The organism is Pseudomonas sp. NPDC086566, from assembly GCF_050280885.1.
GTDB lineage: Bacteria > Pseudomonadota > Gammaproteobacteria > Pseudomonadales > Pseudomonadaceae > Aquipseudomonas > Aquipseudomonas vlassakiae.
The window spans coordinates 552,139-568,586 of record NZ_JBNNWD010000002.1 but is presented as its reverse complement, the minus strand read 5'-3'; the positions used below and the strand labels follow the sequence as shown (position 1 = coordinate 568,586).

Annotated in this window: 16 protein-coding genes; 9 read left to right on the top strand and 7 right to left on the bottom strand. The window is 64.1% G+C overall.

All coding sequences use genetic code 11. The features are described 5' to 3' along the window. Positions 1-51: 51 nt before the first annotated feature. From bioD to bioB, 5 genes are read right to left on the bottom strand one after another with little or no spacing between them, the layout of a single operon-like run. A complete protein-coding gene (gene bioD / locus ACQKPS_RS06805; RefSeq protein WP_313200833.1) occupies positions 52-732 on the bottom strand; it encodes a dethiobiotin synthase in 681 nt (226 codons plus the stop codon). A gap of 10 nt (positions 733-742) precedes the next feature. Then, the gene (bioC, locus tag ACQKPS_RS06800; RefSeq protein ID WP_254481716.1) at positions 743-1,561 is read right to left on the bottom strand and encodes a malonyl-ACP O-methyltransferase BioC; all 819 of its coding nucleotides are present in this window, start codon (positions 1,559-1,561) and stop codon (positions 743-745) included. Then, a complete protein-coding gene (locus ACQKPS_RS06795; RefSeq protein ID WP_254481717.1) occupies positions 1,554-2,285 on the bottom strand; it encodes an alpha/beta fold hydrolase in 732 nt (243 codons plus the stop codon). Before ACQKPS_RS06795 ends, bioC begins: the two co-directional genes overlap by 8 nt. After that, entirely contained in the window at positions 2,278-3,450 is a 1,173-nt protein-coding gene (gene bioF / locus ACQKPS_RS06790) for an 8-amino-7-oxononanoate synthase (RefSeq protein ID WP_427603296.1), read from the bottom strand. The genes ACQKPS_RS06795 and bioF overlap by 8 nt, the downstream gene beginning before the upstream one ends. Before the next feature lies 1 nt (position 3,451). After that, the gene (bioB, locus tag ACQKPS_RS06785) at positions 3,452-4,510 is read right to left on the bottom strand and encodes a biotin synthase BioB (protein WP_054885252.1); all 1,059 of its coding nucleotides are present in this window, start codon (positions 4,508-4,510) and stop codon (positions 3,452-3,454) included. An 89-nt stretch (positions 4,511-4,599) separates the two neighbouring features. Between bioB and ACQKPS_RS06780 the strand changes: the two genes are divergently transcribed. The 4 genes from ACQKPS_RS06780 (at position 4,600) to rarD (ending at position 8,147) form a co-directional block, all read left to right on the top strand. After that, complete coding sequence (locus tag ACQKPS_RS06780) at positions 4,600-5,337, top strand: ComF family protein (RefSeq protein WP_427603294.1); 738 nt, start codon at positions 4,600-4,602, stop codon at positions 5,335-5,337. A 25-nt stretch (positions 5,338-5,362) separates the two neighbouring features. Beyond that, positions 5,363-6,127, top strand: a complete 765-nt coding sequence (locus tag ACQKPS_RS06775; protein ID WP_313200837.1) for a TOBE domain-containing protein — start codon at positions 5,363-5,365, stop codon at positions 6,125-6,127. 102 nt (positions 6,128-6,229) lie between these two features. Then, positions 6,230-7,204 carry a serine/threonine protein kinase gene (locus ACQKPS_RS06770; RefSeq protein ID WP_427603292.1) on the top strand — a complete coding sequence of 325 codons (975 nt, stop codon included), beginning with the start codon at positions 6,230-6,232 and terminating at the stop codon, positions 7,202-7,204. 55 nt (positions 7,205-7,259) lie between these two features. Beyond that, positions 7,260-8,147, top strand: coding sequence for an EamA family transporter RarD (gene rarD, locus ACQKPS_RS06765; protein WP_176506794.1), 888 nt, complete (start codon positions 7,260-7,262; stop codon positions 8,145-8,147). A gap of 216 nt (positions 8,148-8,363) precedes the next feature. Here the strand turns inward: rarD and ACQKPS_RS06760 are convergent, their stop codons facing one another. Beyond that, on the bottom strand, positions 8,364-8,882 hold the full coding sequence (locus tag ACQKPS_RS06760; RefSeq protein ID WP_427603290.1) for a glycine cleavage system protein R: 519 nt from the start codon (positions 8,880-8,882) through the stop codon (positions 8,364-8,366). Positions 8,883-9,334: 452 nt separating this feature from the next. Between ACQKPS_RS06760 and ACQKPS_RS06755 the strand changes: the two genes are divergently transcribed. Continuing rightward, positions 9,335-11,512 carry a malate synthase G gene (locus ACQKPS_RS06755; protein ID WP_427603288.1) on the top strand — a complete coding sequence of 726 codons (2,178 nt, stop codon included), beginning with the start codon at positions 9,335-9,337 and terminating at the stop codon, positions 11,510-11,512. A gap of 43 nt (positions 11,513-11,555) precedes the next feature. Here the strand turns inward: ACQKPS_RS06755 and ACQKPS_RS06750 are convergent, their stop codons facing one another. Then, the gene (locus ACQKPS_RS06750; protein WP_254481724.1) at positions 11,556-11,999 is read right to left on the bottom strand and encodes a response regulator; all 444 of its coding nucleotides are present in this window, start codon (positions 11,997-11,999) and stop codon (positions 11,556-11,558) included. 214 nt (positions 12,000-12,213) lie between these two features. Between ACQKPS_RS06750 and ACQKPS_RS06745 the strand changes: the two genes are divergently transcribed. The 4 genes from ACQKPS_RS06745 to ACQKPS_RS06730 all read left to right on the top strand — a co-directional run bounded on the left by ACQKPS_RS06745 (position 12,214) and on the right by ACQKPS_RS06730 (position 16,435). Further along, the gene (locus ACQKPS_RS06745) at positions 12,214-14,151 is read left to right on the top strand and encodes a DUF294 nucleotidyltransferase-like domain-containing protein (protein WP_427603285.1); all 1,938 of its coding nucleotides are present in this window, start codon (positions 12,214-12,216) and stop codon (positions 14,149-14,151) included. Then, on the top strand, positions 14,148-14,858 hold the full coding sequence (locus ACQKPS_RS06740) for a 3'-5' exonuclease (protein WP_283725033.1): 711 nt from the start codon (positions 14,148-14,150) through the stop codon (positions 14,856-14,858). The genes ACQKPS_RS06745 and ACQKPS_RS06740 overlap by 4 nt, the downstream gene beginning before the upstream one ends. Before the next feature lie 114 nt (positions 14,859-14,972). Beyond that, positions 14,973-15,482: an RNA polymerase sigma factor gene (locus tag ACQKPS_RS06735; protein ID WP_254481727.1), complete on the top strand. Its 510-nt coding sequence runs from the start codon at positions 14,973-14,975 to the stop codon at positions 15,480-15,482. Continuing rightward, complete coding sequence (locus tag ACQKPS_RS06730; RefSeq protein WP_427603282.1) at positions 15,479-16,435, top strand: FecR domain-containing protein; 957 nt, start codon at positions 15,479-15,481, stop codon at positions 16,433-16,435. Before ACQKPS_RS06735 ends, ACQKPS_RS06730 begins: the two co-directional genes overlap by 4 nt. Positions 16,436-16,448 lie beyond the last annotated feature (13 nt).

Below are 16,448 nucleotides of genomic sequence, written 5' to 3'. Positions count from 1 at the left end.
ATCCCTAATGGCCCGGTGCCACTTGATAGGCCACGGGCATATCCGGACACGTCAATCCAGCAAGTCGAGTTGCAGATGCTCTGCCACCGCATCCGCAGTGGCCTGCTTGAGCTTCGGCACCCGCCCCAGGCACGGGGCAGGCAGACGCTCCGCCAGGCTGGCGAGGTTTTCTTCCAGCCGCGAGGTCCGCGGTTCGATGATATTCGCCACCCAGCCTGCCAGTTGCAGGCCATCGCGGGCAATTGCCTCGGCACTGAGCAGTGCGTGGTTGATGCAGCCCAGGCGCACCCCAACCACTAGAATCACCGGCAGTTTCAGTGCAATTGCCAGGTCAGAGAGGTTGGCATGGTTGGACAGTGGAACGCGCCAGCCGCCTGCCCCTTCGATCAGCGTGAAGTCTGCGCCCTGCTCCAGCACATGGCGCATGGCCTTTGCCAACACTGTGACTTCCAGCGCGACACTCGCCTCCCGGGCCGCCACATGCGGCGCAATGGCCGGTTCGAAGGCAAACGGATTGACCTCTTCGTAGGCAAGCTTGATCGAGCTTTCGTCGATCAACGCCTGGGCGTCACTGTTGCGCAGGCCTTTGGCCGTCATTGAGCAACCCGAAGCCACCGGCTTCGCGCCCAAGGTGCTCAGCCCCTGCAACCGTGCCGCATGCAGCAGCCCGGCGGCGATGGTAGTTTTGCCGACATCGGTGTCGGTCCCGGCGATGAAATAGGCCTGGCTCATGCTACTCCTCTCATGCCTGTGGCTTGCGCAACACACCATAGACCACCTGATAGGTGGCGGGCAGCCCCTGAGGCTGGCGGAACGCTTCGTAGGCCTGCAGCAGGCCTTGCATACGCGCACGGCCGGTGAGGCCAGAAGGCCGCCCTGGGTTGAGGTTGTGAGCACCGAGCGCCTTGAGTTCATGGGTCAGGCTGCGCACATCGGGGAAGTGCAATACATGAGCCTGGCGCCGCAAGCTGACCTGGGTTAGGCCACTGGCTGCACACAGGCGCTGGTAGTCTTCAAACCTTCTGAAGCGATTGACATGCACCATGCCATCCACGGCCTGCCAGCTGGCGCGCAATTCATCGAGGGTGCCGACGCACAGGCTGCTGAACGCCAGCACCCCGCCCGGGCGCAATACTCGCCGAGCCTCATCCAGCACACTGGCGAACTGGCCGCACCACTGTACCGCGAGGCTGGTGAACACCAGGTCGACACAGGCGTCACGCAGCGGCAGGCGCTCGGCATCGCCGGCCACGTGGTAATGCGCCCCGCCCTGTTCGCCACGGGCGTGGCACAACATGCCTTCGGCGATATCCACAGCTACGCCGTTGGCCTGTGCAAAACGCTCGCCCAGCACTCGGCTGAAATGCCCCGTGCCACTGCCAAGGTCCAGCCAGCGCGTGGGTGCCACGTCATCCGGCAACTGCTCCAGCAGGCTGACGCCCACCGCACGCTGCAGGGCCGCAACACTGTCGTAGCTGGCTGCCGCTCGGGAGAACGAGGCGGCCACCTGGCGCTTGTCCGGCAGCGCGCCGGGCAGGGTTGGACGGGAAAGGTCAGTCATCGCCACTCTCATGCAGGAAACTCTTGATGCCCGCCGCCAGCTCCTGTGGATACTCCAGCAGGAAGGCGTGGGAACTGTCTTCGACCAGGCCGACTTCCACGTCGGGCAGCAGCTCGCTCAGCGCCTTGGCCACCTCGGCCGGCACCAGCGCATCGCTGCCGGCGAACAGGTGCAGTTGCGGGCCGCCATAGGCCTGCAGCGCCTCACGGGTATCGAGTTTGGCCAGGACTTCAAGGCCGGTGGCCAGGTACAGCGGATCGGTGTCCGGCACACCGACACCCAGTTGGCGCAGCAACGTGCGAGGTTGCAAGGCACCGTCGCTACACAGGGTGCGGAAACGCTTGAGGGTCACCGACGTGTGGCTGCGGCAACCATCGAGAAACGTGCCGAAGGTATCCTCGGCCATGCCATGGGGCCAATCGGCGCGGGCCACGAAACTGGGGTTGCTGCCCAACGTCAGCAGGCCGCAGCAGTGGTCGCCACGCTTGCGCGCCAGTTCGCTGGCGAGCATGCCGCCGAGCGACCAGCCACCCAGCCAGGTGTCGCTGGGCACCTTGCGATCAAGGTAGTCCACCCAGGCCTGCACGTCGGCATCAGGCAGTTCCGGCAGGGGCATCAATTCAACCTGCAGGCGTGCGTCCTGGGCCCGCAGGCTGGCGGCGAGCGGCTCGAGGGCAGCGGTGCCCAGCCCCCAACCGGGAAAAAGGATCAAACGGTTACGCATCGGCGGCCTCCAGCTGTGGATAACACTCGGCCAATGCATTCAACAATAGCTGCACCTGCGCCTCGCTGTGCGCCGCGCTCAGGGTGACCCGCAGGCGGGCACTGCCAGCAGGCACGGTCGGCGGGCGAATGGCGGTCACCAGCAGGCCGCGGTCTCGCAGCATGCGCGACAGCTTGAGAGCCTGGGCACTATCGCCAATCACGATCGGCTGGATCGGCGTCGGGCTGTCCATCAGTTGCAGGCCGATTTGCGCAGCCCCTTGGCGGAATTGGCGGATCAGCGCAGCCAGGTGCTCGCGGCGCCAGGTTTCACGACGCAGCAGTTGCAGGCTCTTGAGCGTGGCGCAGGCCAGCGCTGGCGGCTGACTGGTGGTGTAGATGTAGGGCCGCGCAAACTGCACCAAGGCTTCGATCAGCTCTTCACTGCCCGCGACGAAAGCGCCAGCCGTGCCGCAGGCCTTGCCCAGGGTGCCAACCAGCACAGCTACGTCATCGATGCCTGAACCGAAGTGCTCGACGATTCCGCCGCCCTGCTCGCCCAACGTACCCAGGCCATGGGCGTCGTCGACCATCAGCCACGCACCGCGGGCACGGGCCACAGCAGCCAGGGCCGGCAGATCGGCGAGGTCGCCATCCATGCTGAAAACACCGTCGGTGACCACCAACGTGTTTCCCGTTGCCTTGTCCAGGCGGTTGGCCAGGCTGGCAGCATCGTTGTGCAGATAGCGGCTGAAACGGGCACCACTTAGCAGCCCGCCATCGAGCAGCGACGCGTGATTCAGGCGGTCCTGCAGCACGCTGTCGCCCTGCCCTACCAACGCGGTGATGGCGCCAAGGTTGGCCATGTAGCCTGTGGAAAACAGCAGCGCCCGTGGGCGACCGGTCAGTTCGGCCAGCGCCTCTTCGACAGCGTGGTGCGGCGAACTATGGCCGATCACCAGATGCGAGGCGCCACCGCCGACACCCCAGCGCTCGGCGCCCGCTTGCCAGGCGGCGATCACTTCAGAGTGGTTGGCCAGCCCCAGGTAGTCATTGCTGCAGAAGGCCAGCAGGCGTTGCCCGTCGACCACGACTTCCGGCCCCTGCGGGCTTTCCAGCAATGGCCGCTGCCGATACAGGTCTGCGGCACGCCGTTCGGCCAGGCGCGCCGCCAGGTCGAAAGCCATCTCAGGCAGACGCGGCGTCGTAGAACAGCTCGCTGCTGCGTTGCTCGACCAAGGCCTGCTCGATGGCCGCCTGGTGCACTTCGTCGGCATGCTCTTCGCGCGCTTCGGGCTGGATACCCAGGCGAGCGAACAGCTGCATGTCCTTGTCGGCCTGCGGGTTGGCGGTGGTCAGCAGTTTCTCGCCGTAGAAGATCGAGTTGGCGCCCGCCATGAATGCCAGGGCCTGCATCTGCTCGTTCATCTGCTCGCGGCCGGCGGACAGGCGCACGTGCGACTTGGGCATGAGAATCCGAGCCACTGCCAGCATGCGGATGAAGTCGAACGGGTCTACGTCCTCTTCATCGGCCAGCGGGGTACCGGCGACCTTGACCAGCATGTTGATCGGCACCGATTCCGGGTGCTCGGGCAGGTTGGCCAGCTGGATCAACAGGCCGGCGCGGTCGTCCAGCGACTCGCCCATACCGAGGATGCCGCCAGAGCAGATCTTCATCCCGGCATCGCGCACATAGGCCAGGGTCTGCAAGCGCTCGCTGTAGGTACGGGTAGTAATGATGCTGCCGTAGAACTCAGGCGAGGTGTCGAGGTTGTGGTTGTAGTAGTCCAGCCCGGCCTGGGCCAGGGCCAAGGTCTGATCCTGGTCGAGCTTGCCGAGGGTCATGCAGGTTTCCAGGCCCATGGCCTTCACGCCTTTGACCATCTCCAGCACGTAGGGCATGTCCTTGGCCGACGGGTGCTTCCAGGCCGCGCCCATGCAGAAGCGGGTAGAGCCGATGGCTTTGGCGCGAGCCGCTTCCTCGAGCACCTTCTGCACTTCCATCAGCTTTTGTTTTTCCAGCCCGGTGTTGTAGTGGCCGGACTGCGGACAATATTTGCAATCCTCCGGACAGGCGCCGGTCTTGATCGACAGCAGTGTCGAAACCTGTACGCGGTTGGGGTCGAAATGCGCGCGGTGCACGGTCTGCGCCTGGAACAGCAGGTCATTGAATGGCTGCTGGAACAGCGCCTTGACCTCAGGCAGGGACCAGTCGTGACGTGTTGTTGCAGTTGTGCTGGCGCTCATCGGCGTTTCCTTGTTTAGGCTGTAACTGGCGCCGAGGTACAAGTGCCCGCCAGCGCATCACGGATAGCTCGCATACTCATGGAAGGCCTATGAACTGTCAACCTTGGTTGAAAGCACTGGTTTACAACTGTACAAATATTGATCATGTCTGTTTGCTATGCAGCGAACTTGCCGAACAGCATTACCCGTTGTGCGCCGCCTGTGAGCAGGAACTGCCCTGGCTCGATGAGTATTGCCTGCGCTGTGCCCTGCCATTGCCGATGGCCGGCCTGATCTGCGCCCAGTGCAGCCGCCGCCCGCCAGCTTTTCAGCAGGCCATAGCGCCCTGGCACTATGGGTTCCCGCTGGACACGCTGATCAGCCGCTTCAAGCACAACAGCCAATGGCCGCTGGGGCGCCTGATGGCCGAACTGCTGGGCCTGCACATGCACCATCGCTATCAGGAAGGCCTGCCCAGGCCAGACCTGTTGTTGCCTGTACCGCTGGCCCGGCGTCGGCTGCGCGAGCGCGGCTTCAACCAGGCCGGCATGCTCGGGCGCTGGCTGTCGAAGGCACTGGTGATCGAATGTGATGAACGTTTGTTGCTGCGCACGCGTGAGACACCGGCACAGCAGAGCCTGGGTGCCCGGGCTCGCCGGCGTAATTTGCGCCAGGCGTTCGCGCTGTCTAGCGAGGCAGCACTCAAGGGGCGCCACGTTGCCGTGATCGATGATGTGATGACCACCGGCGCCACCGCGCAGGCCATTGCGCAGCTGTTGCACCAGGCAGGTGCGCGCAGGATCGATGTGTATTGCCTGGCACGCACGGCAAAACCGGGGCAAGCTTGACGGGTCATCACCCGATAGGCCCCCCATGTCCCTGCCCGCCCTCCTCACCCAGCACATTGCACGCCGTCCGCAGCGTATCAGCCTGCTCCAGCACATCGCCGAACAAGGCTCGATCACCCGCGCAGCCAAGGCTGCCGGCATCAGCTACAAGGCGGCCTGGGATGCGATCGATGAACTCAACAACCTGGCCAGCAAGCCATTGGTCGAGCGCAGCACGGGCGGGCGTGGCGGTGGTGGCGCGAGGCTTTCGATGGAAGGCGAGCGGGTGCTGCGCCTGTATCAGAAGGTGCAGGCACTGCAGGCACAGATTCTCGACGCTGCGGAAGAGTCCAGCGACCTGGATTTGCTCGGCCGCCTGATGTTGCGCACCAGTGCGCGCAATCAACTGCAGGGGCAGGTCAGCGGTTTGCGCAGGGAGGGCCGACATGATCGGGTCAGCCTGGCGTTGGGCGGCGGGCTGGAGATCGATGCGCTGATTACCCCTGACAGTACGGCGCGGCTGGAGCTGACATTGGGGACCACGGTGGTGGCGCTGCTCAAGGCCGGATGGGTGCAGTTGCTGGCGGCAGGGGATGAGGCGGATGCGGGCAGCAACGTGCTGAACGCCACCGTCGAAGCGGTGCTGGCAGATGCGCAGGGGGACAGCGAGGTACGGTTGGCGCTGGGCAACGGGCAGACATTGTGTGCCTTTGCCGAGGCGGATTGGCTGGCCGGGCAGTCGGTCTGTGAAGGGAGCAAGGTACGTGTGCAGTTTCATCCTTCCTATGTGTTGCTTGGGGTGCCGGTTTAGCCTGACCTGGCCTTTTCGCGGGCATGCCCGCGAAGAAGCAAACAGAGGATCAGAGCTGGAATGCGCTACCATGCCGACACGCCGCCCACACCCGGAGCCACCATGTCCCACCCCTTCGACACCCTCACCCCCGACCTGGTCCTGGACGCCGTGGAAAGCCTGGGCTTTCTCAGCGATGCCAGGGTCCTGGCGCTGAACAGCTATGAGAATCGCGTCTATCAGGTGGGCATCGAAGATTCGCAGCCGTTGATCGCCAAGTTCTACCGACCGGGCCGCTGGAGCGATGCGGCGATCCTCGAAGAGCACCAGTTCACCGCCGAACTGGCCGACTGCGAAGTGCCCGTGGTCGCGCCGTTGCAACACGACGGCCAGACCCTCTTCGAGCACAAGGGCTTTCGCTTCACCCTATTCCCGCGCCGAGGCGGCCATGCTCCGGAACCCGGCAACCTCGACCAGCTCTACCGCCTTGGCCAGCTGCTTGGCCGCCTGCACGCCGTAGGCGCTGCGCGCCCGTTCGAACACCGCGAAGCGCTGGCTGTGGACAACTTCGGCCACGCCTCGCTGAACACCCTGCTCGACGGTGGTTTCGTGCCCAGGGATTTGCTGCCGGCGTTCGAGTCCGTGGCCCGCGACCTGCTCAAGCGGGTCGAGGATGCCTACGCCCGCACCCCGCACCAGGTCATCCGCCTGCACGGCGACCTGCACCCCGGCAACCTGATGCATCGCGACGAGGTCTATCACGTGGTCGACCTTGATGACTGCCGCATGGGCCCTGCAGTGCAGGACTTGTGGATGATGCTCGCCGGCAGTCGTGAGGAACGCCTTGGGCAACTGGCCGAACTGATCGACGGCTACAACGAGTTCCACGATTTCGACCCGCGCGAACTGGCCCTCATCGAACCACTGCGCGCCCTGCGCCAGCTGCATTACAGCGCCTGGCTGGCGCGGCGCTGGGACGACCCGGCATTCCCGCCGAGCTTCCCGTGGTTCGGCCAGCCGCGTTACTGGGGGGACCAGATCCTCGCCTTGCGTGAGCAATTGGCAGCACTGGATGAACAACCGCTGAAATTGTTCTAGAAGCGAGTGCGCCTCTGTCTACAATAGGCGTCGCTTTACTGAGCAAGGACTCTCCATGCACGCTGCAAACCCGCGCCGCGGGTACCTCCTGGGCCTTGGTGCCTACATCATCTGGGGCTTGTTCCCACTGTACTTCAAAGCCATCCAGAGCGTTCCGGCGGTGGAGATCATCGTCCACCGGGTGCTCTGGTCGGCCCTGTTCGGTTCACTGCTGCTGCTCGTGTGGAAGCACCCCGGCTGGTGGCGCGAGCTGCGTGATAACCCGCGCCGGCTAGCCATTCTCGCCCTGAGCGGGACATTGATCGCCGCCAACTGGCTGACCTATGTCTGGTCGGTGAACAACGGTCGCATGCTCGAAGCCAGCCTGGGTTACTACATCAACCCGTTGATCAATGTGCTGCTGGGCATGCTGCTGCTCGGCGAGCGCCTGCGCCGCCTGCAATGGCTCGCCGTGGCCATGGCGGCGGTGGGCGTAGCGCAGCAGGTCTGGCAAGTAGGCAGCCTGCCATGGGTGTCGCTGGCGCTGGCGCTGAGCTTTGGCTTCTACGGCTTGATTCGCAAGCAGGCGCCGGTGGCGGCGCTGCCCGGCCTGGTAGTGGAAACCTGGATGCTGGTACCGCTGGCGCTGGGCTGGTTGCTGCTGCATCCGACTGCGATGAGTGCACAGGCCGACTTCTATGCCAGCAGCGAGGCGCTGTGGTTGATGGCAGCAGGGCCGGTGACACTGGTGCCGCTGGTGTGCTTCAACGCAGCAGCGCGGCACTTGCCCTATACCACACTGGGCTTCCTGCAATACCTGGCGCCGACCCTGGTACTGCTGCAAGCGGTGCTGCTGTTCGATGAGCAGCTGTCATCAAGCAGCTTGCTAGCGTTCATCTTCATCTGGGCGGGGTTGGCGGTGTACAGCGTCGACGCCTGGCTGAATCTGCGCAAGCGCGCCTGATCAAAAAACGATCAAAAAGCTGCAGACCACGCCGCTCGTGGCCTGCAGCAACATCTCCAAAGGTTATCCACACCCTCGTCCCCGTGCTTTGTGCACAAGCAGCTGATTTCTGTACATTTTTTGCTCAAATCTCGGGAAGGCTTGCCGTTCCTGGGCTGGCGAGGGGCGCCCCCAGGTTATCCACAGGGCCGTCCCCGCGAAATCGGGATAACCCGATTACTCCTCCGGGCGTAACTTCAACTCCACCATCAAATCATCCGCCAGGCTCTCCAGCTTCTGCTGCAGGTCATCCAGCGACAGGGTCAAGGGCAGCGCCAACAGCGCGTCGGCATGGAACAACGGCTCACTGCTCATCGGCGCTGGCCGCACTTCGGTGGTGAAGCGCTCCAGGTTCACCCCCTGGTCCGCCAGCAGGCGGGTGATATCGCGCACGATGCCCGGGCGGTCGTTGCCGACCAGTTCCATGGCAATCGGTTTCCAGGTACACGACGGTTCGATGCCACTCTCGGCGATGAGCACGCGAATATCGTATTGACCCAGTGCCTGCAGCGACTTCACCAGTTCATCGTAGTTTTCCGCCGGTACCGCCACCCGCAGGATCCCGGCGAACTGCCCGGCCATCCGCGACATGCGGCTTTCCAGCCAGTTGCCGTTATAGTCGGCGATGCACTGGGCAATGCGCTCGACCTGGCCGGCCTTGTCCGGGGCAATCACGGTCAGTACAAGATGATCCACAGGCCCTTCCTCGGTGTCGGGCCGCCCAGAGGCGGCGTAAATACGGGGGTTCGACTCAGTATAGGCAAGGCGCGGCAACCTGCCGCAGGGCAATCGGCATAACAAATCGTGTACTGTTTCAAGATTTATCTGGAACAATCCACCCGTTTTTTGCGAACATACGTTCTCCCAGCGTGACCATACGCGACCAACCGGTCGCATAACGGCGCTTTTAGTCTGATTTTGCCTCGTCTACTGCTTCATGTAGTATCCCGTGGCGCGGACTACAAAACGTCGTTTGGATGTCTGCCAAGGCGCCTGTGAAAATACGCACACTGTCTGCCAGCCCGCCTGGCAGGCCGCACCCAGCCGCGCTCGTGCCATCCGACGAGGGCAAGCACTGGAACGTGTTTAGAGAAGCGCTACAGGCTTAATACAGAAGAGCGAAATAGCTGAGCAGAGTGAGGCAAGCAATGACTGGATACGTTCAAGTCGGTGGCCTTCAGGTCGCCAAGGTCCTGTACGACTTCGTGAATAACGAAGCCATTCCGGGGACCGGCATCGTCGCCGAGCAGTTCTGGGCCGGTGCAGAGAAGATCATCAATGACCTCGCTCCAAAGAACAAAGCCCTGCTCGCCAAGCGCGACGAGCTGCAAGCCAAGATCGACGCCTGGCACCAGGCACGCAAAGGCCAGGCACACGACGCCGTAGCCTACAAAGCATTCCTCCAGGAAATCGGCTACCTGCTGCCACAAGCCGACGATTTCCAGGCCACCACCCAGAACGTGGACGAAGAAATCGCCCACATGGCCGGCCCGCAGCTGGTCGTTCCGGTGATGAACGCCCGCTTCGCCCTGAACGCCGCCAACGCCCGTTGGGGTTCGCTCTACGATGCCCTGTACGGCACCGATGCCATCAGCGATGAAGGCGGCGCCGAGAAAGGCCAGGGTTACAACAAGCTGCGCGGCGACAAGGTCATCGCCTTCGCCCGTGCCTTCCTCGACGAAGCCGCGCCACTGGCTGCCGGCTCGCACGTCGACTCCACCGGCTACCGCATCGAAGGCGGCAAGCTGGTCGTCACCCTCAAAGGCGGCAGCAACAGCGGCCTGCGTGATGACGCCCAACTGATCGGCTTCCATGGCGACGCCAAGGCACCGACCGCCGTATTGCTCAAGCACAACGGCCTGCACTTCGAAATCCAGGTCGACGCCAGCACCCCGGTCGGCAGCACCGATGCCGCCGGCGTCAAAGACATCCTGATGGAATCGGCACTGACCACCATCATGGACTGCGAAGACTCGGTCGCCGCCGTGGATGCCGACGACAAGGTGATCGTCTACCGCAACTGGCTGGGCCTGATGAAAGGCGACCTGGCCGAAAGCGTGAGCAAAGGTGGCAAGACCTTCACCCGCACCATGAACCCGGACCGCGAATACGCCGCGCCCAACGGCAGCAGCGTCACCCTGCACGGCCGTTCGCTGCTGTTCGTTCGTAACGTCGGTCACCTCATGACCAACCCGGCGATCCTCGATGGTCAGGGCAACGAAATCCCTGAAGGCATCCAGGACGGCCTGTTCACCAACCTGATCGCCCTGCACAACCTCAACGGCAACACCAGCCGCAAGAACACCCGCACTGGCAGCGTGTACATCGTCAAGCCGAAGATGCACGGCCCGGAAGAAGTCGCCTTCGCCGCCGAGATCTTCAGCCGCGTCGAAGACCTGCTGGGCATGAAGCGCAACACCGTGAAGGTCGGCATCATGGACGAGGAGCGCCGTACCACGGTCAACCTGAAGTCCTGCATCAAGGCGGCCGCCGAGCGCGTGGTGTTCATCAACACCGGCTTCCTCGACCGTACCGGTGACGAAATCCATACCTCGATGGAAGCCGGCGCGGTGGTGCGCAAGGGCGCCATGAAGAACGAGAAGTGGATCGGCGCCTACGAGAACAACAACGTCGACGTCGGCCTGGCCACCGGCCTGCAAGGCCGTGCGCAGATCGGCAAGGGCATGTGGGCCATGCCTGACCTGATGGCCGCCATGCTCGAGCAGAAGATCGCTCACCCGCTGGCCGGCGCCAACACCGCCTGGGTACCGTCGCCAACCGCCGCCACCCTGCACGCCCTGCATTACCACAAGGTGGACGTGCAGGCGCGTCAGCGCGAGCTGGCTTCGCGCACCCCGGCTTCGGTCGACGACATCCTGACCATCCCGCTGGCGGCCGACACCAACTGGTCGGCTGAAGAGATCCGCAACGAACTGGACAACAACGCCCAGGGCATCCTCGGCTATGTCGTGCGCTGGATCGATCAGGGCGTAGGTTGCTCGAAGGTACCGGACATCAACGATGTCGGCCTGATGGAAGACCGCGCCACCCTGCGCATCTCGGCCCAGCTGCTGGCCAACTGGCTGCGCCATGGCGTGGTCAGCCAGGAGCAGGTGCTGGAAAGCCTCAAGCGCATGGCTGCGGTGGTCGACAAGCAAAACGCCGGCGACGCGCTGTACCGCCCGATGGCGCCGAACTTCGATGACAACATCGCGTTCCAGGCGGCGATCGAACTGGTCATCGAAGGTGCCAGGCAACCGAACGGCTACACCGAGCCAGTGCTGCACCGCCGCCGCCGCGAGTTCAAGGCGCGTAACGGGCTGTAAGTAACACCTGCGACCGGGGCCGCTTGGCGGCCCCGGTCCAGCACTAGCCGATCTTCAGTTCTTTCTTCACCAACCCCAGCAGTTTCTCCAGATCCACCGGCTTCAGCAGAAAATCCACTACCCCCAGGTGCATCACGTCCACCGCCTCCTCCACATCGGTGTCGCCAGACACCACGATGATCGACAAGGCTGCCCGCTCCGATTCGCGAATCTGCCGTATCAGGTCCAGGCCATCGCAGGGCTGCATCCGCAGGTCGGTGATCAACAGTGCAATGCGCGGCTCGTAATGCAGCTTGAACATTGCTTCCTCTACGCCGTCAGCGGTCATGCATTCGATACCCCAGCTTTTCAGGTACCACTTCAGCGCATCACTGTTGACCGGGTCGTCATCGACGATCAAAACCACCGGGCTCTGCGCAAGGGGCGCACTGAGCACGGCCAGGGCCTCGCGTTCGGCGTCACTCAGGATGTCGTCATGCTCAGCCATGTTCATCTCGTCAAAAAAATCCCGCTCATGGGTTAGGACCACGAAAGCCACGTAACCCGGCTCACCTTTCGTCGGCGTTTTGACAGCCAGGGTTCACTAGACTTACGTCCAATGGGCACCACCCCGCTGCCAGCCGACCATGGGGGCCGAGAACAACAAGGCCGGCACCTATATATAGATATATATAGTTCGGCGTAGCGATACGGTCAGTGTCATGAGCAAAAAGGACGCCTACAGTCAGGCGGGCAGAACGGCAGTACTACAGAACATCCAGGGCACCCTGCAGTTCCTGCAGCGTTTCCCGCCGTTCAACCAGATGGAGCAGAGCCACCTGGCCTTTCTGGTGGAACAATGCCAGCTGCGCTTCTATGCGAGCGGCGAAAGCATCATCAAGCCCGCAGATGGGCCAGTCGAACACTTCTACATCGTCAAGCAAGGCCGTGTGGTCGGCGAGCGCCAGCACCTGGTCAAGCCCGGGGTGGAAACCACCTTCGAGATCACCGGCGGCGAATGCTTCCCGCTGGCGGCACTGCTCGGCGAGCGTGCCACGCGCACCGAACACCTGGCCGGTGAAGACACCTTCTGCCTGCAACTGAACAAAGCGGCGTTCATCCGCGTGTTCTCGATGTCGGACGTGTTTCGCGACTTTGCACTGCGCGGCGTCAGCAGCCTGCTCGACCAGGTCAACCAGCAGGTACGCCAACGTGCGGTGGAAACCCTTGGCACCCAATACTCGCTGAATACCCCGCTGGGCGAACTGGCCATGCGCCACCCGGTGGTCTGCGCGCCAGATACACCGCTGCGCGAGGCGGTGCGGCTGATGCATGAGCAGCAGGTAGGCAGCATCGTCGTGGTCGACCCGCAGCGCTACCCGATCGGCATCTTCACCCTGCGCGACTTGCGCCAAGTGGTGGCCGCCGCCGATGCCGAGCTCGGTGCACCGATCGAACAGCACATGACAGCGAGGCCCTTTTACCTTGGCCCCCAGGCCAGCGCCTTCGATGCCGCCATGGCGATGACCGAACGGCACATCGCCCACGTCTGCCTGGTGGATAACCAGCGGCTGTGTGGCGTGGTTTCCGAGCGTGATCTGTTTTCGTTGCAGCGGGTCGACCTGGTACACCTGGCGCGGACCATCCGCCACGCGCCACGCCTTGATTCGCTGGTGCAAATGCGCGGCGAGATCGGTCAGCTGGTAGAGCGCATGCTCGCTCACGGCGCCTCCTCGACCCAGATCACCCAGATCATCACGCTGCTCAACGACCACACGGTATGCCGGGTGATCGAGCTGGCCATAGCCGAACGCGGCGACCCCGGCGTGCCGTTCAGCTGGCTGTGCTTCGGCAGCGAGGGGCGCCGCGAGCAGACCCTGCATACCGACCAGGACAATGGCATCCTCTTCGAAGCCGCCGACGACGCCCAAGCCGAGGCCATTCGTGCACGCCTGCTGCCCTTGGCGCAATACATCAACCAATGCCTGGCCCAGTGCGGTTTCACCCTGTGCAAGGGCAATGTCATGGCCGGCAACCCCGAGTTGTGCCTGTCACGTGCCCAGTGGGCGCGCCGCTTTGCCGGTTTCGTGCGCGAAGCCAGCCCGCAGAACCTGCTGGGTTCGAGCATCTACTTCGACCTGCGCGTGGTCTGGGGCGATGAACAGGGCTGTGAACAGCTGCGTCGGCAGCTGCTCGAGCAGGTGGCGGACAACCGCATCTTCCAGCGCATGCTGGCCGATAACGCCCTGCGCCAGCGCCCACCGGTGGGCCGCCTGCGCGAATTCGTGCTGACCCGCCAGGGCAACGACAAGGCCGCCACCCTCGACCTCAAGGTCCAGGGCCTGACCCCCTTCGTCGATGGCGCCCGCCTGCTGGCCCTGGCCAATGGCATTGGTACCTGCAACACCTTGGAGCGCCTGCGTCAGCTGGTCGACAAAGGGGTCATCGAAGCGCTCGACGGCGCCGCTTATGAAGAGGCCTACCATTTCATCCAGCAGACCCGCATGCAGCAGCACCAGCGCCAGACCCGCGACAACCTGCCCTACTCCAACCGCCTCGATCCGGACAGCCTCAACCATCTGGACCGGCGCATCCTGCGCGAATCGCTGCGCCAGGCCCAGCGCCTGCAGAGCAGCCTGGCGCTGCGGTATCAGTTGTGAGCCTGTTCGCCTGGCTGCGCCCCACGGCCCCACTGCTGGACGACGCCTTGCGCCATCGCTTGGCCCGGCTGCCCAAGGCACGGCCGTGGGGGGTGTGCTCGTTGCGCGAGCAGCGCTGGGTCGTGCTTGACCTGGAAACCAGCGGCCTGAATCCCCATCGTGACCTTGTACTGTCGATCGGCGCGGTGGCCATCGAAGACGGGGCAATCGATTTCGCCCAGCAATTCGAACGCACCCTGCACCGTCCTGAGCAGAAAACCAACGCTAGCGTGCTGATCCATGGCCTCGGGCCGAGCGCCCTCGCGGCTGGCTGCGACCCGGCCGGGGCATTGCTCGACCTGCTCGAGTTCATTGGCGACAGCCCGGTGCTGGCGTTCCATGCGCCATTCGACCAGCGCATGCTTGCCCGGGCCTTGAAAGAAAGCCTCGGCCATCGCTTGCAATTGCCCTTCCTCGACGTTGCGGAACTGGCGCCGATGCTCAACCCCGACACCGTACTGCGCGAAGCCGGGCTGGACGACTGGGTGGCGCGCTTCGGCCTGCAGGTGGATGAGCGTCACCATGCCAGCGCCGATGCACAGGTCACGGCTGAGCTGGCGCTGATCCTGTTCAGCCAGGCCCGGCGCCAGCAACTCGACAGCCCGTTGCAGCTGGAGCAGCGGCTGGGCAGCTGGCGCCGGCGCAAAGCGCATCACCACGGGCTTTAGTCCATGACTTGAATGATGGCAATCCGATAAGCGTCCATTGCACCCCACCCCCCGCCTCTGTAACAATCGCGAATAATTATCGTTAGTTAATGCATTCGTTCCGGGGGACGCTGCATGTCTTCTGCCCACACCGAACTGGTCGGCTCGCTGTACCGCGACCATCGCGGCTGGCTGCTTGCCTGGCTGCAGCGCAACATGGCCTGCCGCCAGCGCGCCGAAGACCTGAGCCAGGACACTTTCGTGCGCCTGCTCGGCCGTGACCAGCTGGACGCCCCGCGCGAACCGCGCGCCTTCCTCGCCGCCGTGGCCAAGGGCCTGATGTTCGACCATTTCCGCCGTGCGGCGCTGGAGCAGGCCTACCTCGCGGAGCTTGCGTTGCTGCCCGAAGCGGAACACCCCTCCCCGGAAACCCAGCAACTGATCCTCGAAGACCTCAAGGCCATCGACCGCCTGCTCGGCAAGTTGTCGAGCAAGGCCCGTGCAGCCTTCCTGCACAATCGCCTGGATGGCATGGGCCACGCCGAAATCGCCGAGCGCCTGGGCGTTTCGGTGTCCCGCGTGCGCCAGTACATCGCCCAGGGCATGCGCCAGTGCTACGTGGCCCTGTACGGGGAACCCAGGTGAACAACACACCGGTTTCGTCGCGCGTGCTGGAAGCCGCCATCGCCTGGAAAATGAGCCTGGACGATGGGCGCAGCACGCCTGACGAGCGTAGCGATTTCATCCGCTGGCATGCCGCCAGCGAAGAACACGCCCGTGCCTGGCGCCAGCTCGGCGCCCTCGACCAGCGCGTCAGTGCCGCTGCCGGCCCGGCTCGCCAGGCCCTGCTGCAATCGCGCGCCAGCCTGCGACGCCGGATAGGCAAGGCCGGCGGCGGGCTGGCCGGTCTGTTCCTGCTCGGTGCCCTGCTGACCGGCGTCGGCCCACTGTCGCTGGCACCCAGTTACTGGCTCGCTGACCAGCGCACCGCCACCGGTGAACTGCGTACCCTGCGTCTGGCCGACGGCACGTTGCTGAGCCTCAATAGCCACACCGCCGTGGACATCGACTACGACGGCGACCAGCGCGTGCTGGTACTGCATCAAGGCGAAATTTCGGTGGAAACCGGCCACGACGATCCTCGCCCGTTACTGGTTCGTACCGACGATGGCCGCCTGCGCCCGCTGGGCACGCGCTTCCAGGTGCGCCGCGAAGACCACGGCACGCGCCTTGAAGTCTTGCAGTCGTCGGTAGCCGCCATGCCGCACAACAGCGGCGACGAGCTGGTCCTGCACGAAGGCCAGCAAGTGCTGATGAACAGCAACGGCCTCGGCCAGATAGGCCCGGTGCCGGCCGGGGCCGATGCCTGGACCCGCGGCATGCTGGTGGTCGACAACGTGCGCCTGGCAGACCTCGTGAAACAGCTGGGTCAATACCGCAGCGGTCACCTGGGTGTGGCCGATGAAGTGGCCGACCTGCGCGTGACCGGCAGCTTCCCGCTGACCAACACCGACCTGGCCCTGGCTTCGCTGGTGCCGGCGCTGCCGGTGAAGATCGAGCGGCACACGCCGTGGTGGGTGACCGTCGTTCCCAAGTAAACCTGTACCCCCC